Source organism: Pseudomonas sp. FP1740 (assembly GCF_030687165.1).
Classification (GTDB): Bacteria; Pseudomonadota; Gammaproteobacteria; order Pseudomonadales; family Pseudomonadaceae; genus Aquipseudomonas.
In genome coordinates this window covers 5997389-6022558 of sequence record NZ_CP117461.1, presented here as the reverse complement: position 1 = coordinate 6022558, position 25170 = coordinate 5997389, and the positions used below count along the sequence as shown (strand labels likewise).

The following is a 25170-nucleotide window of genomic DNA, read 5'->3' as shown; positions in this document are numbered from 1 at the left end:
CGGAATGCAAAGCCTCTGATCGAAAACCGCTGGTCGGGGCATCACGCGACGACTATTATGCGCGCCTTCGAATTCAGCCTCTACAAGGCGCAAACCCATGCTAGTACTGGGATTAGAAACCTCTTGCGACGAAACCGGCGTCGCACTTTACGACAGCGAACGCGGGTTGTTGGCCGATGCGCTGTTCAGTCAGATCGACCTGCATCGCGCTTATGGCGGCGTTGTGCCGGAGCTGGCTTCGCGCGATCACGTCAAACGCATGCTGCCCTTGATCCGTCAGGTGCTGGCGGAGGCCGACTGCGTGCCGACCGAGATCGACGCCATCGCTTATACCGCCGGCCCCGGCTTGGTCGGAGCCCTGCTGGTAGGGGCTTCCTGCGCGCAGGCGCTGGCTTTTGCCTGGGGTATCCCGGCGCTGGGCGTGCACCACATGGAAGGTCACTTGCTGGCGCCGATGCTGGAGCCGCAGCCACCGGAGTTCCCGTTCGTCGCTTTGTTGGTCTCGGGCGGTCATACGCAGCTGGTTCAGGTCGACGGGATCGGTCAGTACACGCTCTTGGGCGAGACCCTCGACGATGCCGCCGGCGAAGCGTTCGACAAAACTGCAAAAATGATGGGCCTCAATTATCCGGGCGGTCCGGAGATCGCTCGTCTGGCGGCGCAAGGCGTTGACGGACGTTTCGTCTTCCCGCGTCCGATGTGTGATCGTCCGGGCCTGGCATTCAGCTTCAGCGGTTTGAAAACCTTCGCCTTGAACACCTGGCAGCAATGCGTCAGCGCCGGGGACGACGGCGAGCAAGCCCGTTGCGACATCTCGCTGGCGTTCCAGCAGGCCGTGGTGGAGACTTTGACCATCAAGTGCAAGCGTGCCCTGAAACAGGCCGGCATGAAGCGTCTGGTGATCGCTGGCGGCGTCAGCGCCAACAAGGCGTTGCGTACGTCACTGGAAAAAATGCTCGGCGACATGAGGGGCGATGTGTTTTATGCCCGTCCGGAGTTCTGCACCGACAACGGTGCGATGATTGCGTTTGCCGGCTGCCAGCGCTTGCGGGCCGGTCAGCACGAAAGCCTGGCAATCAGCGTACAGGCGCGCTGGCCGATGGAGCAGTTGTCGGCACTGTGATGAGTGGCGCTCACGTGCGGATTTAAAAATGCCGTTCGCGCCCGGCAAACAGGTCGCGTAGATTGCCGCGATGACGCCAGACGATCAGCCCCGTGAGCGCGCTCATGGGCAGCAGTGCCGCCGGTTCTTGCCAGGCGAGCAGCGGCAGGGTCAGGGGTGTGGCAATCAGCGCGGCGAGTGAGCTGGTGCGGGTCAGGTAGAACGTCAACAGCCAGGCACAGACCGCCAGCAGCGCAGCGGGTGGATAGAGCCCCAGCAGCATGCCGGCCGCGGTGGCGACACCCTTGCCGCCGCGAAAGCGGAAGTACAGTGGAAACAGGTGACCGATGACGGCGAAGACGCCGATCCAGGCCTGTTCCTGCAGTGAAAGGCCCATTGCACCTGCGACCAGCACTGGCAGCAGGCCTTTGCAGAGGTCGCCGAGCAAGGTCAGGATGGCGAGTTTTTTGCCGGCCAGACGAAACATATTGGTGGCACCGGCATTGCCCGAGCCACTCATTCGCGGATCGGGGTTACCGGTCAGGCGGCTGAGCAAAATGGCGAAGGACAGAGAGCCGAGCAGGTAGGCGAAAATCGCCAGTGACCAAAACATGCTAACTATTCCGGGCGAGGACGCCCTGATTCTAACGGCGCATTGCGCCCTTGTCGTGCAGCGGAGAGAAGTGCTTGGACAGAGTGTTTATCGAGGGCCTGGAAGTCGACACCGTGATTGGTGCCTACGACTGGGAACGAGGCATCCGACAGTGTCTGCGACTTGATCTGAGCTTCGCCTGGGACAATCGTCCGGCCGCTGCTGGTGATGACCTGACCCTGGCGCTTGACTACGCGAGCGTTTCGTCGCGCATCCAGGTATTTGCCGAGCAGGCGCAGTTCCAGCTGGTCGAGACGTTTGCCGAGCGTCTGACGCAAGTGCTGATGAGTGAGTTCAAGATCACCTGGATGCACCTCAAGCTGACCAAGCCAGGTGCCGTTCCGGCGGCCAGGGGCGTGGGTGTGGAGATTGAGCGCGGATGTCGCTGACTCAGGTGTACCTCGGGCTCGGTAGCAACATCGAGCGCGAATCCCATTTGCAGGCTGGCCTGGACGCCCTGGCGGGTTTCCTGGTGGATATGCGCTGCTCGGCGGTGTTCGAAAGCCAGCCGGTGGGGATCAAGAGCGGGCCGTTTTTCAACTTTGTGGTCTCGGCCTATACCGATCTACCGTTGATGGAGCTGGATCGACGGCTGAAATTCATCGAGGCGGATAACGGCCGTTACGCGCCGGACCGCAAGGGCTTGCCGCTGGATATCGACGTGCTGCTGTTCGGCGATCTGGTGGGCAATTTCGATGGTTTGGTCTTGCCGCGGGCAGAGATTCTGAAAAACGCCTTCGTGCTGTGGCCGTTGTCGCTGATTGCGCCGGACAGAGTGCATCCGGGTGTAGGCAAAAGCTTTGCGACCTTGTGGAGCGGGGCGCGGATCGATCAGGTGTTGGCGCCGGTGGCTTTTGAGTGGCGTGGCCAGCAGTTGACCCCTTCGAATTTGCTGTGAGGCGGATGACGCCATCGCGGGCAAGCCCGCTCCCACAGGCTCTATGCAAAACTCTGTGGGAGCGGGCTTGCCCCCGGCTTTCAAACTGACGCCGCGTCTTTGTAAGTCTTCAACGCCTTGAGCCGCTCGCGCTTGATCGCCTCGCCCAATTCCGGCCCCTTGAATCCCTTCTCCAGCAACGGCTGAACCGCCACGCTTCGCGCTGCAGTAGCCGCCCCGCGCAAATAATCCGCCTGTGGATAACTTCGCTGTTCCAGGCCTTTGCGCCCTCGAGCGTCCATCTCGCACGCCGCAATAAACTCCTCAAAGCGCTGAGGTCGACGATAGACGTCGAAGCTCTGCAGCAACTCCAGCAAGGTCGACGGTTTCAGCTCCAGAGCCCGATGGCCATGGGTGTGATACTCGCCCACCAGCAGTGCCAATTCCTGACAATCCTTCGGTGCCTTGAAGCGCTCGTTGACCGCTTTGATCAGCTTCAGGCCTTTGTGCTCGTGGGCGATGTGGCGGGGCCATTCCTCCTCGGGCGTCAGTCCTTTGCCCAAGTCATGCAGCAGGCAGGCCCAGCGTACGGTCAGCGGTTGTTTGTGCTGTGCCGCTTGCTCCAGCACGCTCAGGGTATGCACGCCTGTGTCGATTTCCGGGTGATGGGCCTCGGGTTGCGGTACACCGAACAGCGCATCGACTTCCGGCATCAGCACTTTGAGCGCACCGCACTCGCGCAGCACCTGGATGAACACCTGGGGTTGGTCTTCCATCAGCGCGCGGGCGATTTCTTTCCAGCTGCGTTCCGCGGTCAGTGCCTCCAGTTCACCCGATTCGCTGAGTTGCCGCATCAGCGCCAGTGTCTCGGGGGCGACGGTGAAACCCAGCCCTGCATAACGCGCGGCGAAGCGGGCAACGCGCAGAACACGGAGCGGATCTTCGGCGAACGCGGGGGAAACGTGACGAAGCAGGCGAGCCTCGAGATCCCGCTGGCCATGGTAGGGGTCGGTCAGGTTCTGCTGATCGTCTTCGGCCATGGCGTTGATCGTCAGGTCACGACGAATCAGGTCTTCTTCGAGCGTGACTTCGGGGCTGGCGTGAAAGGTGAAGCCGCCGTAACCGCGTCCGCTTTTGCGCTCGGTGCGGGCGAGGGCGTATTCCTCACCGCTTTTGGGGTGAAGAAATACTGGAAAATCCGCACCCACCGGGCGAAAGCCCTTGGCGAGCATTTCTTCGGTGGTGGCGCCTACCACGACCCAGTCGATATCGGTGACAGGCTTGCCCAGCAGGCGATCGCGTACCGCGCCACCGACTTTATAAATCTGCATAAAAAACCTCCGTTAGCCCGACAGAATAACCTTTGCGTCGAACTTCCGGAGGCCGAAACAGGATCAAAGATGAATGACAGCCAAGTCTAACCGGCCGTAGTCTCCCTCGCCGTGTTCGCTTCTGGGGGGAACATGGTGGGTTTTCACCACCTGATCCCCTTGCAGGGTTTCCAGGTGAATGTCGAAGCCCCAGAGCCGGTGCAGGTGCTTGAGCACTTCCTCGGTGGAATCGCCGAGCGGCTTGCGGTCGTGCTGCTGGTGACGCAGGGTCAGCGAGCGGTCCCCGCGCCGGTCGATGCTGTAGATCTGGATGTTGGGTTCGCGATTGCCCAGGTTGTATTGCGCCGCCAGGGTTTCGCGAATGGTTCGATAGCCCTCTTCGTCGTGGATCGCCGGAACCAGTAGATCATCCTTCTGGTCGTCATCGAGGATGCTGAACAGCTTCAGGTCGCGGATCACCTTGGGTGACAGGTACTGCAGGATGAAGCTCTCATCCTTGAAGCTGCTCATGGCGAATTTGATGCTGGACAGCCAGTCTGTGCCGGCGATTTCCGGGAACCAGCGGTAGTCCTCTTCGGTAGGCTGTTCGCATATCCGCCGGATATCGCGATACATGGCAAAACCGAGGGTGTAGGGGTTGATTCCGCTGTAGTAGGGGCTGTCGAAGCCCGGCTGGAACACCACGCTGGTATGGGATGTCAGGAACTCCATCATGAAGCCATCGGTGACCAGGCCTTCGTCATACAAGTCGTTCATCAAGGTGTAGTGCCAGAAGGTGGCCCAGCCTTCGTTCATCACCTGTGTCTGGCGCTGTGGATAAAAATACTGGGCGATCTTGCGCACGATCCGCACGATTTCACGTTGCCATGGCTCCAGCAGCGGGGCGTGTTTTTCGATGAAATACAGGATGTTTTCCTGAGGCTCGGCGGGGAAGCGTGCGTTGTCCTTGTCGCTGAATTTGTCCGCGCCTTTTGGAATGGTTCGCCACAAATCGTTGATCTGCTTTTGCAGATGTTCTTCCCGATCCTTCTGCCGACGGCGTTCTTCTTCGGCGGAAATCGGATAAGGGCGTTTGTAGCGGTCGACCCCGTAATTCATCAGCGCATGGCAGGAATCGAGCAAGTCCTCTACCGCGTCGATACCGTGGCGTTCTTCGCACTGCATGATGTACTGCTTGGCGAACACCAGGTAATCGATGATCGAGCTGGCGTCGGTCCAGGTGCGGAACAGGTAATTACCCTTGAAGAAGCTGTTATGGCCATAGCAGGCGTGGGCCACCACCAGGGCCTGCATGCAGATGGTGTTTTCTTCCATCAGATAGGCGATGCAAGGGTCCGAGTTGATCACAATCTCGTAGGCCAGCCCCATCTGGCCGCGGCTGTAGGATTTTTCGGTACTTAGGAAGTGTTTGCCATAGGACCAATGGTGATAACCCAGGGGCATGCCCACAGAGGCGTAGGCGTCCATCATCTGTTCGGCAGTGATGACTTCGATCTGGTTGGGGTAGGTATCGAGCGCATAGCGGGCCGCGAGACGACTGATTTCGCGGTCGTAGGCCTGGATCAGCTCGAACGTCCATTCGGAGCCGGTGGAAATGGGTTGGCGCTTTTGCTCTTTGGCGGTCATGTCACTAACCTGCGCTGGAAGAGTTCACGGAAGACCGGATAGATATCCCCGGCCGAGACCAGTTGCTGCTGGGCAAAAGTGTCAGAGAAGGCTTCAGCGATGCGTTCGTACTCGAACCACAGGGCCTGGTGTTCGCGCGGGGTAATCTCTACATAAGTGTAGTACTGCACGAACGGCATGATCTGATTGATCAGAATGTCGCGGCAGATCGGCGAGTCGTCGTTCCAGTTATCGCCGTCGGACGCCTGGGCGGCATAGATATTCCACTCATTGCTCGGATAACGCTCGGCCATGATCTCCTGCATCAGTTTAAGAGCGCTGGAGACGATGGTGCCGCCGGTTTCCCGGGAGTAGAAAAACTCCTCCTCATCCACTTCGCGGGCACTGGTGTGATGGCGGATGAACACGACGTCGATTTTGTCGTAGTTCCGCTTGAGGAACAGGTACAGCAGGATGAAGAAGCGCTTGGCGATGTCCTTGGTCGCCTGGGTCATGGAGCCGGACACGTCCATCAGGCAGAACATCACTGCTTTGGAGCTCGGGTTCGGCTGTTTGATCAACAGGTTGTACTTGAGGTCAAAGGTGTCGAGAAATGGCACTCGGTGAATGCGCGCGCTGAGTTTCTCTATTTCCGCTTCGAGTTCCTGGATGTCGCCAAAGTTATCCGGCTCCTCCCGTCTAAGCCGGGCGAGCTCCTCTTTGACTTCGCGCAGTTTTGCCCGGCTGCTGCCGGACAGGGCGATTCGCCGGGCATGGGCCGAACGCAACGTACGGATAATGTTGATCCGTGACGGGTTGCCCTCGTTGCTGATGCCCGCGCGTACGGTCTTGAAGGTGTCGGTGCCGGTCAGGTGACGTTTGACCAGGTTAGGCAGTTCAAGGTCCTCGAACATGAATTCGAGGAATTCTTCCTGGGTGATCTGGAAGACGAACTCGTCCATCCCTTCACCCGAGTTACCGGCCTTGCCGGGGCCTCTGCCGCCGCCACCTCCGGGCGGACGGGCAATGTGCTCGCCGCTGGTGAACTCCTTATTGCCCGGGTGCACGATGGTCTGCTTGCCGCCCCGGCCATGGTGAAGCACCGGCTCGTCGATGTCGCGGCCGGGAATGCTGATTTGCTCGCCGTGTTCCATATCGGTAATGGAACGCCGGCCTACCGCCTCTTCGACGGCCTTTTTGATGTGATCACGGTAGCGCCGCAGAAACCGCTGACGGTTTACCGTGCTCTTGTTCTTGCCATTGAGACGTCGGTCGATCACATAGCTCATGACTGCTCCTTAGAAGCTGTCCTGAAAGGGGCGAGCGGTTATGCAGCATCGAACTGTGCCGAGGGATGTTCACGCTCCCCCAAGCGCTTCTGGATGCTGCCTGAACCTCGTTACCGACTTTCGAACACCTCCCAGAGGTCTGTGTAACAGAAAAAGCGTACACAGGCCTCTGGCTAACGACAACCGGTCTGACCGGCAGCGGGTTACTGTGATTTTCTGACCCGCAAGTACCACTCGGACAGCAGTCGTACCTGTTTGTCGGTGTAGCCTCGCTCGACCATCCGTGTGACGAAGTCGTTGTGCTTCTGCTGGTCCTCTTTGCTGGCCTTGGCGTTGAAGCTGATGACCGGCAGAAGGTCCTCGGTGTTGGAGAACATTTTCTTCTCGATGACCACCCGCAGTTTTTCGTAGCTGAGCCAGGTTGGGTTCTTGCCGTTGTTGTTGGCACGGGCGCGCAGTACGAAGTTGACGATTTCGTTGCGGAAATCCTTCGGATTGCTGATGCCGGCCGGTTTCTCGATTTTCTCCAGTTCCTCGTTCAGGGCTACGCGGTTGAGGATCTCGCCGGTTTCCGGATCGCGGTATTCCTGATCCTGAATCCAGAAGTCGGCGTACAGCACGTAGCGATCGAAGATGTTCTGGCCGTACTCGCTGTAAGACTCGAGGTAGGCAGTCTGGATCTCCTTGCCGATGAATTCGATGTAACGCGGCGCCAGGTACTCTTTCAGGAAGCGCAGATAGCGTTCGCGGGTCTCGGCCTGGAATTGTTCCTGTTCGATCTGCTGTTCCAGCACGTAGAGCAGATGCACCGGGTTGGCGGCGATTTCGTGTGGATCGAAGTTGAAGACCTTCGACAGGATCTTGAAGGCGAAGCGGGTCGACAGACCGTTCATGCCTTCGTCGACACCTGCAGCATCGCGGTATTCCTGGATCGACTTGGCCTTCGGATCGGTGTCCTTGAGGTTTTCGCCGTCATACACGCGCATCTTGGAGTAGATGTTGGAGTTTTCCGGCTCTTTAAGGCGCGAGAGCACGGTGAACTGAGCGAGCATTTTCAGCGTGTCGGGGGCGCAATGGGCCTTGGCCAGCGAACTGTTGAACAGCAGCTTGTCGTAGATCTTCACCTCGTCGCTGACGCGCAGGCAGTACGGCACTTTGACGATATAGATCCGGTCGATGAAGGCTTCGTTGTTCTTGTTGTTGCGGAAGGTGTGCCATTCCGATTCGTTGGAGTGGGCCAGCAGAATCCCGGTAAACGGAATTGCCCCCAAGCCTTCGGTGCTGTTGTAGTTGCCTTCCTGAGTGGCCGTCAGCAATGGGTGCAGCACCTTGATCGGTGCCTTGAACATTTCGACGAATTCCATCAGGCCCTGGTTGGCCCGGCACAGCGCGCCCGAATAGCTGTAGGCATCGGCGTCGTTCTGCGGGAACTCTTCCAGTTTGCGAATATCGACCTTGCCCACCAGTGCCGAGATGTCCTGGTTGTTTTCATCGCCCGGCTCGGTTTTCGCAACTGCAATCTGGTTGAGGATCGATGGATAGAGTTTCACCACGCGGAACTGGCTGATGTCGCCGCCGAATTCGGCCAGGCGCTTGGTGGCCCATGGCGACATGATGGTGTTGAGGTAGCGCCGGGGAATGCCGAAGTCTTCCTCGAGGATCGCGCCATCTTCAGTGGCGTTGAACAGACCCAGGGGCGACTCGAAAACCGGCGAGCCCTTGATTGCGTAAAAGGGCACTTTCTCGATCAGCTGCTTGAGCTTTTCGGCCAAAGATGACTTACCGCCACCGACTGGGCCCAGCAGGTAGAGGATCTGTTTCTTTTCTTCCAGACCCTGAGCGGCATGGCGGAAATACGACACGATCTGGTCGATGCATTCTTCCATCCCGTGGAAGTCTTCAAAGGCCGGATAGCGGCGGATCACCTTGTTGGAAAAGATGCGCGACAGCCTCGAGTTGGTTGAGGTGTCGAGCAGTTCCGGTTCGCCGATGGCCAGCAATAGACGCTCGGCCGCGGAAACGTAGGCGCTGCGGTCCTTTTTGCACAGTTCAAGATACTCTTGCAGCGAGAGTTCTTCCTGGCGCGTGGACTCGAAGCGTTGTTGGAAGTGGCTAAAGATACTCATGACGTCACCTCGCTCGATACGTGGAGCCGACGCCGGATCACTCAGTCGATGCTGGCAGCAACCGAACAGGCAGTTGCTGTTTACCCCCCAGAACTCTTCCGGAGCTGACTACTCCGAAAGCTACTCCCGATGACCCGTGCGCCGGTGTACCGGCTCTCCCCTGTTTTGGATGGCCTGCGCTTAAGGATAGTTGGGAATTTGGGAGGTAAAGGCAAGATACGTAATTAGTTGTGGCAGACCGTTCGTCTGTAATCGCGCGAGCCCACGGGGGCCGGGGCTTGCGCATTACAAAATAATTATTCGGAAGTGCCTTGCGCCGTTTCCGAAGGATAGGTCGTACGCCACAGCTCAAAACCGCCGTCCATGCTGTAGACGTCGGAAAAGCCCTGGCTGATCAGATAAGCAGCTGCGCCCTGGCTGGAATTTCCGTGATAGCAGACCACTACCGTCGGCGCATCCAGATCGGCGCCCTGGATAAAAGCATGCAGAGAATGGTTATCCAGATGCTTCGAACCGGTGATGTGCAGCGCGGCAAATGTTGCCGGGTCGCGGACATCGACCACCACCGCGCCTTGTTCGCGCAGGGCCTGGGCCTGTTCTGGGGGGATACGTTTGAATTCGCTCATGGCGGGCTCCTGTGGCTCGGCTGAAAGCGCAGTCTAGCGCGGGGCGCTGGCTGACGTTTGTTCGGGAATAGAGGTGGCGACTGCCGGTCGAAGGTGGCCATGGGCATCGCATTTGCATTGCAGGCGCTCGAAGGTGTCGACATTCATCAGGGTCATGGCGCCACCCCAGACGCAACCGCTGTCGAGGGCAAACAGCCCCGGTTCGTCGCACTGGCCTTCGAGCGCCGCCCAATGGCCGAAGATGATCTTCAGGCCTTTGGTTTTACGCTCCTTGTGCGCGAACCACGGCGCATAGCCCGGCGGTGCGGTGTCAATGCCTTCCTTACCCTTGAGGTCGAGTTTGCCGTCGCTGGTGCAAAAACGCATCCGGGTGAAATAGTTGGTGATGACTCGCAGGCGGGCGGCGCCTTTGAGATCGCTATTCCATTTCACCGGCTCGTTGCCGTACATGCCGTCAAGGTATGGCGCGAAGCGGTTGTCGTCGCGCAGGGCTTCTTCGACTTCGGCGGCGCACTTCAAGGCTTTGCGCAGCGACCATTGCGGCGGGATACCGGCATGGACCAGGGCGATATCGCGCTGTTCATCGTAGTGCATGAGCTTTTGCTGGCGAACCCACTCCAGCAGATCCGCGCTATCGGGTGCTTCGAGGATCTCACGCAGGGTATCGGCTTTTTTCAAGCGCTCGATGTTTTGCCCTACGGCCAGTAAGTGCAGGTCGTGGTTGCCAAGTACGCATATCAGCGACTCGCGGATGCTATAGAGGAAGCGCAGGGTTTCCAGCGACTGTGGGCCACGGTTGACGAGATCACCCACCAGCCACAGGCGATCTCGGGCAGGGTCGAAGGCCACTTGCTTGAGCAGGCATTTGAGCGGCTCAAGGCAACCTTGCACATCGCCGACAGCATACGTCGCCATCAGTGCAGGGCTCCGGGTACCGCCAGACGGAACGGCGCGATGATGGCCTCGAAGTGTTTGCCGTCGTCGGCGACCATCTGATAGGTACCCTGCATGGTGCCGACCTTGGACGTCATGACAGTGCCGCTGCTGTAAGTGTGGCTCTTGCCTACCTCGATCAACGGCTGCTGGCCGACGACGCCCGCACCGCGAACCTCCTCGACATGGCCGTCACCGTCGGTGATCACCCAATGCCGCGACATCAGTTTGGCGGGTAGCAGGCCATTGTTGTGCACGGTGACGGTGTAGGCGAAGGCAAAGCGGTTGTGCTCGGGTTGCGATTGTTCTGCCAGATAGCGGGTGACGACGCTGACGTCGACCTGATAACGAGGATCGGACATGCAAGAGGCCTTAAATCAAAGCGGGACGCGGGGCGTAGCTGATACAAATCAGTCTAGGCCAAGTATCGGGTAGTAAACCAGAGTGGCGTCCTACCCGATAGCGCTCATCGCCTGTCAGTCAGTGGCAGGCTTTTGTAGGGCTTGTTCGCTGAGCTTGTCGGCCAGGCGCACGAAGGCGGCCAGGTCGAGCTGCTCGGGGCGCAGACTGCCATCGACGCCGGCGGCTTCGATTTCGGCATTGCTCAGCAATAGTTTCAGCGTGTTGCGCAGGGTCTTACGGCGCTGGTTGAAAGCTTCGCGTACGACGCGTTCCAGCAGGCGATGATCCTTGGCCGGGTGCGGCAGTACCGCGTGTGGCACCAGGCGCACGATCGCGGAGTCGACTTTCGGTGGAGGGTTGAACGCGCCCGGGCCGACGTTGAACAGATGCTCGACCCGGCAATGGTACTGAACCATGATCGACAGGCGACCCCAGTCACCGCCACCCGGACCCGCCGCCAGACGTTCGACCACTTCCTTTTGCAGCATGAAGTGCATGTCGCGAATCAGGTTGGCGTTGTTCAGCAGATGAAAGATCAGCGGCGTCGAGATGTTGTACGGCAGGTTACCGACCACTCGCAGGCTGTTTGGCGCGGCGTTCAGGCTGTTGAAGTCGAACTTCAGTGCGTCACCCTGATGCAGGTTGAAGTTGCTCTTGCCGGCGAACTGCTGATTGAGGATCGGGATCAGGTCCTTGTCCAGCTCTACGACGTCCAGTTGAGCGCCGCTGTTGAGCAGGCCGGCGGTCAATGCACCCTGGCCCGGACCGATTTCCAGCAGGCGGTCTTCAGGTTTGGCGTGAATGGAGCGCAGGATGCGGTCGATAACGCCGGCATCGTGCAGGAAGTTCTGGCCGAAGCGCTTGCGCGCCCGGTGTTGGTAATGCTCGGTCATAAACGGGTCTCGGCCATCTGGTAGGCGGTTTCCAGGGCGACTTGCAGGCTGCCGGTGTCGATGTTGCCGCTGCCGGCCAGGTCCAGGGCGGTGCCGTGGTCGACCGAGGTGCGGATGATCGGCAAGCCGAGGGTCACGTTGACTGCCGCGCCGAAGCCTTTGTATTTCAGCACAGGCAAGCCCTGGTCGTGGTACATCGCCAGCACCGCGTCGCAGTGCTCCAGATATTTGGGGGTAAACAGAGTGTCGGCGGGCAGGGGGCCGCGAAGGTCCATGCCCTCGCCGCGCAGGCGCTCTAATGTAGGTTCGATGATGTCGATTTCTTCATGGCCCAGGTGACCGCCTTCGCCGGCGTGCGGGTTAAGCCCGCAAACCAGGATACGTGGCTGGGCAATGCCGAACTTTTCTTGCAGGTCGGTGTGCAGGATCCGTGTGACCCGCTCCAGCCGCTCCGGCGTGATCGCGTCGGCAATCTCGCGAAGGGGCAGGTGAGTGGTGACCAGGGCCACGCGCAAGCCGCGGGTGGCGAGCATCATCACCACTTGCGCGGTGTGGGTCAGGTCAGCGAGAAACTCCGTGTGCCCGGAAAAGGCGATCCCGGACTCATTGATCACACCCTTGTGCACCGGGGCGGTGATCATGCCGGCAAAATGCCCGTCCAGGCAGCCCTGGCCAGCGCGGGTCAGGGTTTCCAGAACGAAAGCCGCGTTGGCCTTGTCCAGTTGCCCGGCGATGACCTTGGCGTTGAGAGGCGTATCCCACACATACAGGCTGTTGGCCGGTGCAGGAACATCTGGCCAACTGTCCGGCGTGACCGCCAGCAGATCGACAACCACGCCCAGCTGCGCGGCCCGCTCAAGGAGCAGGTCGCGGCTGGTAATGGCAATCAGGGGGTGTGGCTGGGCTTGCGAGGCGAGCAGCAGGCACAGGTCGGGACCTATGCCGGCCGGTTCGCCGGGGGTCAGCGCGAAACGCTTGGGTTTCACTGCGCTGCCTGGTCTGCACCAGGGAGTTTGATTTCTACGTACGCTTCGTCACGGATCTGACGCAGCCAGGTTTGCAGCTCTTCGTCGTATTTGCGGTTACGCAGTACGGTCATCGCTTGCTGCTCACGGGCCTGGGTGGTGCTGTCGGTGGCGCGGCGGCCAAGGACTTCCAGGACGTGCCAGCCATATTGGGTCTTGAACGGCTTGGACAGCTGACCTTGCGGGGTCTTGGCCATCACTTCGCGGAATTCAGGCACCAGTGCGTTCGGATCGATCCAGTTCAGGTCGCCGCCGTTGAGGGCGGAACCCGGGTCTTCCGAGAAGCTTTTCGCCAGCTCGCCAAAATCTTCGCCCGCTTCGATACGGGAGTAGAGCGATTGAGCCAGGGCCTTGGTTTTTTCTTCGTCGCGAATCGGGCTTGGTTTGACCAGGATGTGGCGTACATGAACTTCGTCACGCACCTGCGCTTCGCCACCACGCTTGTCGAGGATCTTCAGGATAATGAAGCCGCCCGGGGTGCGCATTGGCTGGGTTACGTCGCCAACGGCCATGGTGCTCAGCAGGCGGTCGAATGGAGGTGGCAATTGAGCGGCTTTACGCCATCCCATGTCGCCGCCTTCCAGTGCAGTTTCGCTGGCGGATTTGGCGATTGCCAACTGACCGAAGTCAGCGCCTTGCTTGAGTTGCTGGTAAACCGCGTCGGCTTGCTTGGCGGCATTCTGAATCGCCTCGGAGTTGGCGCTTTCCGGCGTAGGAATCAGGATGTTGGCCAAGCGGAACTCTTCGGACAGCTGCATTTTGCCCAGATCGGATGCCAGGAAATTCTTCACTTCCTGCTCGGACACCTGGATGCGCTCCGCCACACGGCGCTGACGCACACGGCTGATGATCATTTCGCGGCGGATCTGGTCACGGGCATCGTCATAAGACAGGCCGTCGCGAGCCAAAGCGGCGCGGAATTGTTCGATCGACATGTTGTTGCGCTGGGCAATGGTGCCGACAGCCTGGTTCAGTTCTTCATCGGTAATGCGGATGCCGGAGCGCTCGCCGATCTGCAATTGCAGGTTTTCGACGATCAGGCGCTCAAGCACTTGCTGATCCAGTACGCCGGTAGGCGGTACGGCAGCACCGCGTTTGGCGATGGTTTGCTGAACTTCGTGAACGCGCCGGTCCAGTTGGCTCTGCATGACCACGTCATTGTCGACGATGGCCACCACTTTATCGATGGACTGTACCGCGGCGTTGGCCGCGGTACCCAGGAACAGCGCGCCCAGCATCAGCGGGCGCAGACAATCAGAAAGCTTGGTCTTCACGTTCACGATAACCTTGGATGCCTTTGTCGAGGAAACTCTCTACTTTGGCGCCGGTGAGGCCGCCGAGTCCCTTCAGAACAATTTGGAGGAAGACGCCGTGGTCGCCTTTTTCGTTTTGTGGAGCTTCCTGACTGAATTCGTCATAGGAAACCCAGTAACGGTTGATCAGGCGTAGTTTCCAGCAGCAGTTGTCGTACTCGAAACCACCAAAGGCTTCCAGGGTACGGTTGCGGTTGTAGTCATACTGCCAGCGGCTGATGGCGTTCCATTGCGGCACGATCGGCCAGATCACCGAGAAGTCGTGCTGTTTGATCTTGTAGTAGTCCTTCACGTAGCCGGGTTGGCCCGGAGTACCGTAGTCACCGCCGCCCACCGACCATTTACCGGTGTTCTGGTCATAACGAACCTGGTCATTGCGATAGCGATAACCGGCGTTAATGACCTTGTTCGGGTTGTCTTCAGGCTGGTAGTGGAACATCGCGCTGCCCGAGCGAGGGCTGCGGCTGTCCGGGTCCCAGTTGTAGTCGGCCGTGGTACGCCAGTCGCGGTTCCAGCGGTATTCGTATTCCAGTGCATATGGCGAAACGTTGGCTTGAGCATCGGCGCGGGTTTTTGCATCGATACCAGGCAACTGGACTTCGCGGTCCTTGAAGTACAAGGCTTGGCCGACGCTGATGCGTTGACGTTCGAAACCATTGTCTTCGATCCAGCGGCTGGTCACGCCCAGGGACAGTTTGTTCTCGTCGCCGACGCGGTCGGAGCCGGAGAAGCGGTTGTCACGGAACAGCGAGGCGTAGTTGAAGGTGTATTCGCTGGTGTCAAATACAGGAATATCCTTCTGGTCTTCCTCGGGTACATAGAGGTAGAACAGGCGCGGCTCGAGGGTCTGGCGATAATTCTTGCCAAACCATTGGGTGTTGCGATCGAAATACAGGCCGCTGTCGATACTCGCAATCGGCACGCCACGGTTCTGGTTACTGCCGAAATGACCATTGAAGTTTTCAGTCCCGGCTGCAGCTGCGGCTTGATCCTGGGCCACGATTTGGCTTTTGCCAGTACCATCCAGATCCAGTTGGTACTGGGTGTATTGGTACTTGAGCGATGGCTTGAGGAAGCCATAGGTCCAGTTCAGCGGCAGGCTGACAGCCGGCTTGAGATTCAAGCGGTCGCCGTTGGCGCGTGCCAGGCCTTGAACGTTGTTGTCAAGACGCGGTTCGACGGTGCCGTCTTCGTTTACGAAGTCACCGTTCTTCAAATCACGCTCAAACCGTACAACCTCAGTCTCGTAATCGAAGTTCAGCCCTTCCGGATGGTACGGCAGCTGACCATTGAAGGTGATCTGCGGCAAACGGTCATACGGCGTGATGTTCGAAACGGTCGCCAGCTGATAGGCCTGGGCGTTCAAGCGAGCGGTGTAGCTGTCGCCACGATAGGTGACAGAGCCCTGCTGGTTCACGTAGTCAGAGCTTTTCACGCCAATCTGGTCAGTCTGCAGATCCTGGAAGTAATAGGGATCGCTGATCTTGGTGTAGTCAACCTGCGTCAAGACGCGCGAGTCGAGGCCACCCTTGTGCTGCCAGTTGTACATGTAGCGGGTTTTTTCGTAGTCGGTCTGCTTGCTGCGTTCGGTATCTTCGTCGTTGAGGTAGGCGGCGCCGAACTGACCTTCACTGGACTTGGTCAGGTAACGGAATTCGCCTTCCATCAACAGGCCGCGCTTGCTCATATAGCGCGGGTACAACGTGGCGTCGTAGTTTGGCGCCAGGTTGAAGTAGTACGGGGTGACCAGCATGAAGCCGGTATCGGTGCCGGTGCCGATGGTCGGCGGCAGGAAGCCGGACTGGCGACGGTCATCGATCGGGAAATAGATGTACGGCGTGTACAGAACCGGAATGTCCTTGACCCGTAGCGTCACGTTGGTCGCGGTACCGAAACCGGTGGCCGGGTTCAAGGTGATGTTGTTGCCCTTGAGCTGCCAGGCATTGCTGTTCGGTTCGCACGTGGTGTACGTACCGTCCTTGAGACGGATGATCGCGTTCTCGGCACGTTTGGCGTACAGCGCGTTACCGCGGATACGCGACTTGTGCATCACGTATTCGGCGTTGTCGACCTTGGCTTCACCGGTGTCGAGCTGCACGTCGGCATGGTCGCCCACGATCAGGGCGCCATTGTCGCGAATGCGCACGTTGCCGGCCAGTTCGCCACGGCTCTCGGCCTGGTACAGGTTCGCTTCATCGGCTTCGACCTGCATGCTGCCCTGACGCATGACCACGTCACCGGCCAGGGTTGCGACCTGCTCTTCCTGCTTATAGCGGGAGGCCTTGGCACCGATAAAGGTTGGCGCGTCACTTTTATTCGTCTTGTCATTCATGCTAGGACGAATCGGTTCGATATAGGAACCAGAGCAGTAAGGACCGGTTTCGGCCAATTGCGCTGCGGTGAGCTTCTCGCGCGGAACCCAGTCGAGGTGGCTGTAGTCTTCACTACGCGACTTCAGGCCGCGGCCCTTGGACTCGGTAACCAGCACAGGCTTGGCGCCGGTGTCTTCACTGGAGGCGGTGCCTGCCGGGGTTTCTCCAGTGGCGGAAACTGCGCTGCCTTCATGCACGGGGCGCGGCGGCAATGCAGCAGCCGGTGCCTTTGGCGCACAGTCCCAGGCACCCGAAGCAGAGACTGAGCAGTCATACTGTTCCGCGGCGACCACGAACGACGTGGCCAGGGGTTGCAGGGCCAGCAGACTGCCGGTAACCAACAACGGAAATTTTTTACGAAACGCGGGGGATTTCAATGCCATCTTATTAGTCCGGGCTTCCTGCGTGCCATCTGCCCGCGGTGTGGGCCGCACGCCTCTCGATGGTCTGAAAAAGATGCTGGATAATAAAGCATGACCCGCTTGACGGCTAGCGCCGTCGGAGACCCTTGCAATGCCTGACCAAGATGTACGCTTGCAACACCTGAAAGTTTGGCTCGATGAACAGTTGGCTATCCTCTTTGCAGAACAAGATTGGGGCGCCGTGCCCCCGGCCACGTTGACCGCGGCCAGTAGCGACGCGAGTTTTCGGCGCTATTTCCGCTGGGAAGGAGCAGGCAGAAGTTTCGTCGTGATGGACGCGCCACCGCCCCAGGAAAACTGCAAACCCTTTGTGGATATCGCTTTTCTGCTGGCGAAATCCGGCATAAACGTGCCGAAAATTTATGCCGAGGACCTCGAGCGCGGTTTCCTTTTGCTCAATGACTTGGGCAACAAGACTTATCTGGACGTGATCAACAGCGAAAATGCCGACGATTTGTTCAAGGATGCCCTGCAAGCGTTGTTGGCTTTCCAGCAATTGCCGATGGTGGCGCCGCTGCCGAGTTATGACGTCGCGCTGCTGCGTCGCGAGCTCGAACTGTTCCCCGAGTGGTACGTGAAGCGCGAACTGGGTATCGAGTTCGATGCGGCGCAGCAAGTGCTCTGGCAGCAGGTCAGCGACCTGCTGATTGACAGCGCTCTGGCTCAGCCTAAAGTCCTGGTGCATCGCGACTACATGCCGCGCAACCTGATGATCAGCGAGCCGAATCCCGGTGTGCTGGATTTCCAGGACGCGGTCTACGGGCCGGTGACCTATGACGTGACTTGCCTGTTCAAGGACGCCTTCCTCAGCTGGCCTGAAGAACGCGTGCGCGGCTGGCTGGAAGATTACTGGCAGCAAGCCGGTGCGCTCGACATCCCGGTTCAGCCGGACTTTGAAGATTTCCTGCGCGCCAGCGACCTGATGGGCGTGCAGCGTCACTTGAAAGTCATCGGTATCTTCGCCCGCATCTGCCATCGCGACGGCAAGCCACGCTATCTCGGCGATGTGCCGCGCTTCTTTGCTTATATAGACGCGGTCATTGCCCGTCGCCCTGAATTGGCGGAGCTGGATGTGTTGCTGGCCAGTCTGCGTGCTGGAGTGAAGGCATGAAGGCAATGATTCTGGCGGCGGGTAAAGGCGAGCGCATGCGTCCGCTGACCCTGACCACGCCAAAACCGCTGGTTCGCGCCGGCGGAGCGCCCTTGATCGAGTATCACCTGCACGCGCTGGCGGCAGCAGGGTTTACCGAGATCGTGATCAACCATGCCTGGCTCGGTCAGCAGATCGAAGATTATCTGGGGGATGGCTCGAAATATGGCGTGAGCATTCAGTATTCGCCGGAAGGTGAACCGCTGGAAACCGGTGGTGGTATTTTCCGCGCGTTGCCGTTGTTGGGTGATGAGGCTTTTGTGGTGGTCAACGGCGACATCTGGACCGACTACGACTTCAGCGTGTTGCACCAGCCCATCGTCGGGCTCGCCCATTTGATCCTGGCGGACAACCCGGCGCATCACCCGAGCGGGGACTTCACTCTGGTCGATGGCCATGTGCAGGACGGTCAGCCGGATACCCCAACCCTGACCTACAGCGGCATCGCCGTGCTGCACCCGCAGCTGTTTGACGGTTGCTCGGCCGGGGCCTTCAAGCTTGCGCCATTGTTGCGCAAAGCCATGGCCGATGGACAAGTGACGGGCGAGCGCCTGAATGGACATTGGGTGGATGTCGGCACTCACGAGCGCCTGGCTGAAGTAGAAACCTTGATAGAAGCGAGACACTGACATGTTGTGGCCAGGGACTCTGATTGGAGCCGGAGCGGGCTTTGCCATAGCCAGCATTCCGGGGGCCATGCTCGGTGCTTTATTGGGACAGGCGCTGGATCGGCGCTTGCACCTGCAGAGCTGGGCGCATTTATGGGAAAAGTTCGGTGGCCGCTCGGTGCTGCGCAACGATGAACTGCTGTTCGTGTTGCTGGGCCGATTGGCCAAGAGTGATGGGCGGGTAGTGGATGGCCACATTCAGCAGGCGCGACAGGAAATGCGTGCGCTGGAGATGACCGAGTCGGCGCAACGTCGGGCGATAGCGGCGTTCAACCGCGGCAAGTCGGGGCATGATCGGTTGCGTGGCTATCTGCGACGCTTGAGTGCTCAGCCCCATGCGGCGGAAGGCGTGTTGCGTGCCTGTTGGCGGATGGTCTGGGCCGATGGCCGCGCCGGTAGCAGCGAGCGCGAACTGATTGCCCAGTGGGGCAAATGGTTGGGCTGGACGCCGCAACAGGTACAGGCACTGGCGAGTGACTACGAGCCGAAGCGACCATTGGTCAGCAGCGCGATCACGTATCAGGACGCCTTGCGGCTATTGGGAGTGTCGGCGACCAGCGAGCCGGCACAGATCAAACGCGCCTATCGACGCCTGCTCAGTCGCCATCATCCGGACAAGATTGCCGGCAGCGGTGCGACGGCGTTGCAGGTTCGTGAGGCGACGGACAAGACTCGTGAATTGCACAACGCCTACACGTTGATTCGTGAGCGGCGGGATTTTCGCTAGCAGGGCCGAGTTGTGTCGCCCGCGAGTGGGGCGACGCGATCCATCAGTCCGCCGCAGGCTGCGGATTCAACCATCCCCGCACCCGGCGAACCAACTGCTCTTGCTCAGCCTTGGCATTGCCCGGCAGTGCCTTGAGCGAGACCTGGCTGAACGCCGATGTCTTCAAACGTTTATTGGCCTGCAAGCGTTCCAGTGCCGCATTGCGATCCAGTGGTTTGTCCATATAGAAAATGTCGGCGGTCGGCAGCTTGATCGTCGGCGTCAACTCGGCAAGCTCAGGCTTCGCCGTAACAGGCGTCTGGGCGGCGACCATCACGAACTTCTCGACTTGCGATGGCTGCTTCTCGCTCAGATAGCGCGCGGCCCAGTAAGCGCCGGTGCCATGCCCCAGCACGACGACCCTGCGCGCACTTTGCTGTTCGGCATAAGCGATGGCCGCGTCGATGCGGGCGAAAATCCGCTCGGCGTCGGCTTTGGCGTGTTCTTCGGTGGTTTCGGCGATAGCCTTGTCGGCCACCTCCGCTTCGCCGCCAGCGGCCTGTTCGATGGGCGCCGCGGTGGTCGAGTCTTTGCTGCCGGCATCAGGCGCTTTGGGCACTGGCGCTACTTCGACGATACGTGGCGCAATGGCTGTGCTTTGCAGATCCGGCAAGGTGATACTCAGGCTGCTCCACTCGGCGTCCGGCAATTGGCGGCGCAATGGGCTGATTGCTTGCGGCCAGTCAACGGTTTCACCGGCACCCGGGATGATAATCACCGCGCCTTTGGGCTCGGCGGTATTGGCCGGTTTCCACAAGGCGAGAAAGCTGTCGGTACCGGCTTGCAGTTGCTGCTGTTCCTGCGCGGGAATTTGTCGCTCAAGTGCCGTCGATTCTTCCTGGCTACGCTCAAGCAGCGGCTGGCGTTCGACCGGTTTTTCTTCGGCGGGTTTTTCCGCAGTGGCAGGTGCCGGGTCGGCCGCCTCGACGGAAAAGGCGCACGGCAGGATCAACGACAGGCACAATGCTGGCAGTGCCAGGCGGTAGACAGGGGGCATCGGATATTCCAGGCCAGAAGTTATTCCGGCAGCCTAATGGGTTGGTCAGTATTTGTCAGTGTGTGAGACTTCGATGATGCATTTTCGCTGCCTGTGGGTTATCGGCTGTTTGTGGTTTCCCTTGATGGGCTGGGCGGCTCCCGCGCCACCGGCGCATGTCGTGTCATTGTCTTCGGCGCAACAGCAGTGGCTGGCGCAGCATGAAGAGTTGCGGGTCGGGGTGGTGTTGCAAGTGCCCTATGCCCAATACGATCGCCGCTTGCAACGCCTGTCCGGGGTCAACATCGAGTTGATGAAGTGGCTGGCCAAGTCGCTCAAGGTCGAGCTGAGCTGGCGTAATTATCCTGATCTTGCGCAACTGGAAGCCGCCGCGCGCGAAGGCGATATCGATATCGCGCCGGGGCTGACCCAAACCCCCGCCGGTTTACGACTCTGGCAATTTTCCGATCCGTACATGCGGGTGCCGCAACTGGTGGTCAGCGACCAGAAGAGCACCGGTGTGGTGGAGCTGGAAAAACTCGACAGTCAGACCCGCGTCGCCGTGCGCATGCCCAGCGTCACCGCCGATTTCTTGCGTAGTACCTATCCGCATTTGAACCTGCAGGGCGTGCCTCTGGAGCGCCAGGCGCTGCAACTGTTGTTGAGTCAGCAGGCCGGTTACGCGGTGGTCGATGAAGCGCAATTCGGGCGTCTGTCTGTCGAACCTGAATTCTCCGGGTTGGCTGTGGTGGGCGATATTGGTTTCCCGCAACTGTTGCGAGTGGCCACGCGTCGGGACTGGCCGGAGTTGGCCGGCATCGTCGAAAACGCGCTGCGCGCGATTCCGGCCAAAGACCTCGAGCGACTGCACGATCAATGGCTGCAACCCAAGTACCCGCGGCTGTCCGATTCACCGGTTTTCTGGAAAAACCTCTGTCTGCTGTTGCTGGTGTTATTGCTGAGCAGCATGGCCATTGTGTACTGGCAGCGTCGTCAGCAACACAGTCTGGAGCAACGTTTGCTGGCGGCGCGCGAAGACATTGCCCTGCGCGAGGCCAGCGAAGAGGCCTTGCGCCTCACGCAGTTTTCCATTGATCAAAGCACCGTCGGCATCCTTTGGGTCAACTGGGACAGCCACGTGCGCTACGCCAACCGCGCGGCCGAAACCATGCTCGGCTACCCGGCGGGCGGGATCATTGATCGGCCATTGATCGATTTTGAACCTGACTTGCATATGGACCGCTGGCTGAACTTGTGGAAGCGCGCCCGGGCCAGCGAGGAAGGGCCTTTAAGTTTCGAAACCAACTGTGTTCGGGCCGATGGCAGTATTCTGCCGGCGGATGTTTCGTTGAGCTTCCTGCGTTTTCGCGAGGGCGAATACCTGGTGGTTTACCTCAATGATGTCACCGAGCGTCGTCGCGCCCTGGCTGCCTTGCAGGAAAGTGAAGCGCGGTTGCAGGGCATTGCCGCCAACGTGCCAGGATTGGTCTTTCGTCTGGAGCGCGCGCCGGTGACTGGGCAGATCGACTTTGCCTACATCAGTGAAGGCAGCGAGAGCCTGGTGGGGTACTCGCCGGCCACCCTGGCCCAACGGGACAAAGGCTTGCGCAGCCTGGTGCATCCGGATGACAAGGCCAGTTATCACCAGACTCAGGACCATGCACTGGACACCGACAGCGACTGGTCGTGGCAGGGACGGATTCTGACCCGTCAGGGCGAACAGCGCTGGGCCGAGATCAAGGCCATTACCCGCCGATTGGAAGACGGCGCCTATGTCTGGGACGGGATCGTCTGGGACATCACCGAGAGCAAGCGCATCGAGCTGGAGCTGGCCAGCTCCCGTGAGCAGTTGCGCGAGTTGTCTGCGCACCTGGAGAGCGTGCGGGAAGAGGAGAAAGCGCGGATTGCCCGGGAAGTTCACGACGAGCTGGGGCAGATGTTGACTGTGTTGAAGCTGGAAACATCCATGTGCGAACTGGCTTATGCGCAGCTCGACCCTGGCCTGCACGAGCGCTTGAACAGCATGAAGCGTTTGATCGCGCAGCTGTTTCAACTGGTGCGTGATGTGGCCACGGCGCTGCGGCCACCGATTCTCGATGCCGGGATCGCCTCGGCCATCGAGTGGCAGGCCCGACGGTTCGAGGCGCGCACGCATATTCCGTGTCTGGTACAAGTGCCGGATAACTTGCCGGTGCTCAGCGATGCCAAGGCCATCGGCCTGTTCCGGATCCTTCAGGAAGCGCTGACCAATGTCATGCGCCACGCCCAGGCGCATACTGTTGAACTGACGCTGGCCCTTGAGGGCGATGAGCTTTGTCTGACTGTCAGCGATGATGGCGTAGGATTTGTCGCCGGGCCTGGCAGGCCGACATCCTTTGGCGTGGTCGGCATGCGTGAGCGGGTGTTGATCATGGGCGGGCAATTGTCGCTTGAGAGTGAGCCAGGGGAGGGCACGACCCTGACGGTGCGAGTGCCGCTGGATGAAGCCTGATGGTTTTGTGTTGTTTGAGCTGGCTCCTTTGCAGGCAAGCCCGCGATAGATCTTGGTTCTGACATAAAAAGAATGGAGAAGAACGTGATCCGTGTACTGGTAGCCGAAGACCACACCATCGTTCGCGAAGGCATCAAGCAATTGATCGGCCTGGCCAAGGACCTGCTGGTGGTAGGGGAGGCGAGCAATGGCGAGCAGTTGCTCGATACCTTGCGTCATGTTCCCTGCGAAGTGGTGTTGCTGGACATCTCCATGCCCGGGGTCAACGGCCTGGAAGCGATCCCGCGGATTCGCGCCATGAACAATCCGCCAGCGATCCTGGTGCTGTCGATGCACGACGAAGCGCAGATGGCCGCTCGGGCGTTGAAGGTCGGCGCGGCGGGTTACGCGACCAAGGACAGCGATCCGGCATTGTTGCTGACGGCGATTCGCAAGGTCGCGGCGGGCGGGCGCTATATCGATCCGGACCTGGCCGACCGGATGGTTTTCGAGGTTGGCCTGACCGATTCGCGGCCGTTGCACTCGTTGCTGTCGGAGCGTGAATTCTCGGTATTCGAACGTCTGGCCCAGGGCGCCAACGTCAATGACATCGCCCAGCAACTGGCCTTGAGCAGCAAAACCATCAGCACCCACAAGGCGCGGCTGATGCAGAAACTCAACATCACCTCCCTGGCCGAACTGGTGAAGTACGCGATGGAACACAAACTCCTGTGATCCACATGACCCGCTGACTCACTGCAAATACCTGTGGGAGCGTGCATGTCCAATTACGACGTGCCCGCAAAGCCGCTTTTACCGATTCCTGTGGCTTGCAGCTCACCGTTTGTCGCCATCAAGAATCGACATATCCATCCCCGCCATCCTTGTAGGGCAATCCCTACCCCCAACCTTCCATCCGGCTGAGGCGATTCTCTCCTGCGCCCCGATTTGCGCGGCTCCCAGCGTCCACTAGGCTTAGTCCACAGCAGTCATCAATAACAAAGGTGTGGGTATGAGCCAGGTTGATTCAAGCGCAGGGGCCAGCGATATTCTGGTCAGCTTTCGTGGAGTGCAAAAGAGCTACGACGGCGAGAACCTGATTGTCAAAGACCTCAACCTGGAAATTCGCAAAGGCGAATTCCTGACCTTGCTCGGGCCGTCCGGTTCCGGCAAGACCACCAGTCTGATGATGCTCGCCGGCTTCGAAACGCCGACCGCCGGGGAGATTCAACTGGCCGGGCGTTCCATCAACAACGTGCCGCCGCACAAGCGCGACATCGGCATGGTGTTCCAGAACTACGCGTTGTTTCCGCACATGACCGTGTCCGAGAACCTGGCGTTCCCGCTGACCGTGCGCGGCTTGAACAAGAGCGATGTCAGTGACCGGGTCAAGCGTGTGCTGAGCATGGTTCAGCTCGACACCTTCGCCCAGCGCTATCCGGCGCAACTGTCCGGCGGTCAGCAGCAGCGTGTGGCCCTGGCTCGCGCCCTGGTGTTCGAACCGCAGCTGGTGCTGATGGACGAACCGCTCGGCGCTCTGGACAAACAACTGCGCGAACACATGCAGATGGAAATCAAACACCTGCACCAGCGCCTCGGCGTGACCGTGGTCTACGTGACCCACGACCAGGGCGAAGCATTGACCATGTCCGACCGTGTCGCCGTGTTCCATCAGGGCGAGATCCAGCAAATCGCGCCACCGCGCACGCTCTACGAAGAGCCGAAAAATACCTTCGTCGCCAACTTCATTGGCGAGAACAACCGCCTCAACGGTCGTCTGCACAGTCATACCGGTGACCGCTGCGTGGTCGAGCTCGGTCGTGGTGAAAAGGTTGAAGCCCTGGCGGTCAACGTCGGCAAGACCGGCGAACCCGTCACGCTGTCGATTCGTCCGGAGCGCGTGAGCCTCAATGGCTCGAGCGAGTCCTGTGTCAACCGCTTCTCGGGAAGGGTGGCGGAATTCATCTATCTGGGCGACCACGTCCGGGTTCGCCTGGAAGTCTGCGGCAAGACCGACTTCTTCGTGAAACAACCCATTGCTGAGCTCGATCCTGCGCTGGCTGTCGGCGACGTGGTACCGCTTGGCTGGCAGGTCGAACACGTTCGCGCGCTCGACCCACTTCTAGAGGCGCATTGATCGCCCCCTGCTTCACCAACACCAACCCTGCACGT

22 protein-coding genes are annotated in these 25170 nt (G+C 59.6%); 9 read left to right on the top strand and 13 right to left on the bottom strand.

Annotation, left to right across the window (positions count from 1 at the left end; all coding sequences use genetic code 11):
* Window positions 1-97 precede the first annotated feature (97 nt).
* Window positions 98-1123, top strand: coding sequence for a tRNA (adenosine(37)-N6)-threonylcarbamoyltransferase complex transferase subunit TsaD (gene tsaD, locus PSH69_RS27165; RefSeq protein WP_018928841.1), 1026 nt, complete (start codon window positions 98-100; stop codon window positions 1121-1123).
* A 22-nt stretch (window positions 1124-1145) separates the two neighbouring features.
* Here tsaD and plsY read toward each other — a convergent pair whose 3' ends face one another.
* Window positions 1146-1715 (bottom strand): glycerol-3-phosphate 1-O-acyltransferase PlsY, encoded by a 570-nt coding sequence (plsY, locus tag PSH69_RS27160; RefSeq protein WP_018928842.1) that lies wholly within the window; start codon window positions 1713-1715, stop codon window positions 1146-1148.
* Between the two features lie 74 nt (window positions 1716-1789).
* Here plsY and folB point away from each other — a divergent pair, with 74 nt between their 5' ends.
* Together folB and folK are read left to right on the top strand one after the other, a co-directional pair.
* The gene (gene folB, locus PSH69_RS27155) at window positions 1790-2143 is read left to right on the top strand and encodes a dihydroneopterin aldolase (protein WP_305410315.1); all 354 of its coding nucleotides are present in this window, start codon (window positions 1790-1792) and stop codon (window positions 2141-2143) included.
* Window positions 2134-2652 carry a 2-amino-4-hydroxy-6-hydroxymethyldihydropteridine diphosphokinase gene (folK, locus tag PSH69_RS27150; RefSeq protein ID WP_305410314.1) on the top strand — a complete coding sequence of 173 codons (519 nt, stop codon included), beginning with the start codon at window positions 2134-2136 and terminating at the stop codon, window positions 2650-2652. The genes folB and folK overlap by 10 nt, the downstream gene beginning before the upstream one ends.
* An 80-nt stretch (window positions 2653-2732) precedes the next feature.
* Here the strand turns inward: folK and PSH69_RS27145 are convergent, their stop codons facing one another.
* The 11 genes from PSH69_RS27145 to PSH69_RS27095 form a co-directional block, all read right to left on the bottom strand.
* Window positions 2733-3962, bottom strand: a complete 1230-nt coding sequence (locus PSH69_RS27145; protein WP_305410313.1) for a multifunctional CCA addition/repair protein — start codon at window positions 3960-3962, stop codon at window positions 2733-2735.
* A 63-nt stretch (window positions 3963-4025) separates the two neighbouring features.
* Window positions 4026-5588, bottom strand: a complete 1563-nt coding sequence (locus PSH69_RS27140) for a SpoVR family protein (RefSeq protein WP_018928846.1) — start codon at window positions 5586-5588, stop codon at window positions 4026-4028.
* On the bottom strand, window positions 5585-6856 hold the full coding sequence (locus PSH69_RS27135; RefSeq protein ID WP_018928847.1) for a YeaH/YhbH family protein: 1272 nt from the start codon (window positions 6854-6856) through the stop codon (window positions 5585-5587). Before PSH69_RS27135 ends, PSH69_RS27140 begins: the two co-directional genes overlap by 4 nt.
* A gap of 203 nt (window positions 6857-7059) precedes the next feature.
* A complete protein-coding gene (locus PSH69_RS27130; RefSeq protein ID WP_007904259.1) occupies window positions 7060-8982 on the bottom strand; it encodes a PrkA family serine protein kinase in 1923 nt (640 codons plus the stop codon).
* Window positions 8983-9278: 296 nt separating this feature from the next.
* On the bottom strand, window positions 9279-9608 hold the full coding sequence (gene glpE, locus PSH69_RS27125; RefSeq protein ID WP_018928848.1) for a thiosulfate sulfurtransferase GlpE: 330 nt from the start codon (window positions 9606-9608) through the stop codon (window positions 9279-9281).
* 33 nt (window positions 9609-9641) lie between these two features.
* The gene (locus PSH69_RS27120; protein ID WP_305410312.1) at window positions 9642-10523 is read right to left on the bottom strand and encodes a symmetrical bis(5'-nucleosyl)-tetraphosphatase; all 882 of its coding nucleotides are present in this window, start codon (window positions 10521-10523) and stop codon (window positions 9642-9644) included.
* Window positions 10523-10903 (bottom strand): Co2+/Mg2+ efflux protein ApaG, encoded by a 381-nt coding sequence (gene apaG, locus PSH69_RS27115; protein WP_305410311.1) that lies wholly within the window; start codon window positions 10901-10903, stop codon window positions 10523-10525. Before apaG ends, PSH69_RS27120 begins: the two co-directional genes overlap by 1 nt.
* Before the next feature lie 114 nt (window positions 10904-11017).
* Entirely contained in the window at window positions 11018-11836 is an 819-nt protein-coding gene (gene rsmA, locus PSH69_RS27110; RefSeq protein ID WP_018928851.1) for a 16S rRNA (adenine(1518)-N(6)/adenine(1519)-N(6))-dimethyltransferase RsmA, read from the bottom strand.
* Window positions 11833-12822, bottom strand: a complete 990-nt coding sequence (gene pdxA / locus PSH69_RS27105; RefSeq protein ID WP_305410310.1) for a 4-hydroxythreonine-4-phosphate dehydrogenase PdxA — start codon at window positions 12820-12822, stop codon at window positions 11833-11835. The genes rsmA and pdxA overlap by 4 nt, the downstream gene beginning before the upstream one ends.
* A complete protein-coding gene (gene surA, locus PSH69_RS27100; RefSeq protein ID WP_018928853.1) occupies window positions 12819-14135 on the bottom strand; it encodes a peptidylprolyl isomerase SurA in 1317 nt (438 codons plus the stop codon). The genes pdxA and surA overlap by 4 nt, the downstream gene beginning before the upstream one ends.
* Window positions 14116-16929: an LPS-assembly protein LptD gene (locus PSH69_RS27095; RefSeq protein WP_305410309.1), complete on the bottom strand. Its 2814-nt coding sequence runs from the start codon at window positions 16927-16929 to the stop codon at window positions 14116-14118. Before PSH69_RS27095 ends, surA begins: the two co-directional genes overlap by 20 nt.
* A gap of 130 nt (window positions 16930-17059) precedes the next feature.
* Here PSH69_RS27095 and PSH69_RS27090 point away from each other — a divergent pair, with 130 nt between their 5' ends.
* From PSH69_RS27090 to PSH69_RS27080, 3 genes are read left to right on the top strand one after another with little or no spacing between them, the layout of a single operon-like run.
* On the top strand, window positions 17060-18079 hold the full coding sequence (locus tag PSH69_RS27090; RefSeq protein WP_305410308.1) for an aminoglycoside phosphotransferase family protein: 1020 nt from the start codon (window positions 17060-17062) through the stop codon (window positions 18077-18079).
* Window positions 18076-18747 carry an N-acetylmuramate alpha-1-phosphate uridylyltransferase MurU gene (gene murU / locus PSH69_RS27085; protein WP_305410307.1) on the top strand — a complete coding sequence of 224 codons (672 nt, stop codon included), beginning with the start codon at window positions 18076-18078 and terminating at the stop codon, window positions 18745-18747. Before PSH69_RS27090 ends, murU begins: the two co-directional genes overlap by 4 nt.
* Window position 18748: 1 nt before the next feature.
* The gene (locus PSH69_RS27080) at window positions 18749-19513 is read left to right on the top strand and encodes a TerB family tellurite resistance protein (RefSeq protein WP_026286624.1); all 765 of its coding nucleotides are present in this window, start codon (window positions 18749-18751) and stop codon (window positions 19511-19513) included.
* Between the two features lie 43 nt (window positions 19514-19556).
* Here PSH69_RS27080 and PSH69_RS27075 read toward each other — a convergent pair whose 3' ends face one another.
* On the bottom strand, window positions 19557-20549 hold the full coding sequence (locus PSH69_RS27075) for an alpha/beta hydrolase family protein (RefSeq protein ID WP_305410306.1): 993 nt from the start codon (window positions 20547-20549) through the stop codon (window positions 19557-19559).
* Window positions 20550-20622: 73 nt separating this feature from the next.
* Between PSH69_RS27075 and PSH69_RS27070 the strand changes: the two genes are divergently transcribed.
* From PSH69_RS27070 to PSH69_RS27060, 3 genes are all read left to right on the top strand, one after another.
* Window positions 20623-23019: a transporter substrate-binding domain-containing protein gene (locus PSH69_RS27070; RefSeq protein ID WP_305410305.1), complete on the top strand. Its 2397-nt coding sequence runs from the start codon at window positions 20623-20625 to the stop codon at window positions 23017-23019.
* 72 nt (window positions 23020-23091) lie between these two features.
* On the top strand, window positions 23092-23733 hold the full coding sequence (locus PSH69_RS27065) for a response regulator transcription factor (RefSeq protein ID WP_177343106.1): 642 nt from the start codon (window positions 23092-23094) through the stop codon (window positions 23731-23733).
* Between the two features lie 277 nt (window positions 23734-24010).
* Complete coding sequence (locus PSH69_RS27060) at window positions 24011-25135, top strand: ABC transporter ATP-binding protein (RefSeq protein WP_018928861.1); 1125 nt, start codon at window positions 24011-24013, stop codon at window positions 25133-25135.
* The last annotated feature ends 35 nt before the right edge of the window (window positions 25136-25170 follow it).

Excerpts from the sequence above, each read along its gene's own strand:
- glpE (WP_018928848.1), bottom strand. The coding sequence starts at position 9,608 with ATGAGCGAATTCAAACGTATCCCCCCAGAACAGGCCCAGGCCCTGCGC.
- PSH69_RS27090 (WP_305410308.1), top strand. The coding sequence starts at position 17,060 with ATGCCTGACCAAGATGTACGCTTGCAACACCTGAAAGTTTGGCTCGAT.
- PSH69_RS27070 (WP_305410305.1), top strand. The coding sequence starts at position 20,623 with ATGATGCATTTTCGCTGCCTGTGGGTTATCGGCTGTTTGTGGTTTCCC.
- PSH69_RS27120 (WP_305410312.1), bottom strand. The coding sequence starts at position 10,523 with ATGGCGACGTATGCTGTCGGCGATGTGCAAGGTTGCCTTGAGCCGCTC.
- PSH69_RS27075 (WP_305410306.1), bottom strand. The coding sequence starts at position 20,549 with ATGCCCCCTGTCTACCGCCTGGCACTGCCAGCATTGTGCCTGTCGTTG.
- PSH69_RS27140 (WP_018928846.1), bottom strand. The coding sequence starts at position 5,588 with ATGACCGCCAAAGAGCAAAAGCGCCAACCCATTTCCACCGGCTCCGAA.
- tsaD (WP_018928841.1), top strand. The coding sequence starts at position 98 with ATGCTAGTACTGGGATTAGAAACCTCTTGCGACGAAACCGGCGTCGCA.
- PSH69_RS27060 (WP_018928861.1), top strand. The coding sequence starts at position 24,011 with ATGAGCCAGGTTGATTCAAGCGCAGGGGCCAGCGATATTCTGGTCAGC.
- PSH69_RS27080 (WP_026286624.1), top strand. The coding sequence starts at position 18,749 with ATGTTGTGGCCAGGGACTCTGATTGGAGCCGGAGCGGGCTTTGCCATA.
- PSH69_RS27065 (WP_177343106.1), top strand. The coding sequence starts at position 23,092 with ATGGAGAAGAACGTGATCCGTGTACTGGTAGCCGAAGACCACACCATC.
- murU (WP_305410307.1), top strand. The coding sequence starts at position 18,076 with ATGAAGGCAATGATTCTGGCGGCGGGTAAAGGCGAGCGCATGCGTCCG.
- plsY (WP_018928842.1), bottom strand. The coding sequence starts at position 1,715 with ATGTTTTGGTCACTGGCGATTTTCGCCTACCTGCTCGGCTCTCTGTCC.
- PSH69_RS27095 (WP_305410309.1), bottom strand. The coding sequence starts at position 16,929 with ATGGCATTGAAATCCCCCGCGTTTCGTAAAAAATTTCCGTTGTTGGTT.
- PSH69_RS27130 (WP_007904259.1), bottom strand. The coding sequence starts at position 8,982 with ATGAGTATCTTTAGCCACTTCCAACAACGCTTCGAGTCCACGCGCCAG.
- folK (WP_305410314.1), top strand. The coding sequence starts at position 2,134 with ATGTCGCTGACTCAGGTGTACCTCGGGCTCGGTAGCAACATCGAGCGC.
- PSH69_RS27145 (WP_305410313.1), bottom strand. The coding sequence starts at position 3,962 with ATGCAGATTTATAAAGTCGGTGGCGCGGTACGCGATCGCCTGCTGGGC.
- apaG (WP_305410311.1), bottom strand. The coding sequence starts at position 10,903 with ATGTCCGATCCTCGTTATCAGGTCGACGTCAGCGTCGTCACCCGCTAT.
- rsmA (WP_018928851.1), bottom strand. The coding sequence starts at position 11,836 with ATGACCGAGCATTACCAACACCGGGCGCGCAAGCGCTTCGGCCAGAAC.
- PSH69_RS27135 (WP_018928847.1), bottom strand. The coding sequence starts at position 6,856 with ATGAGCTATGTGATCGACCGACGTCTCAATGGCAAGAACAAGAGCACG.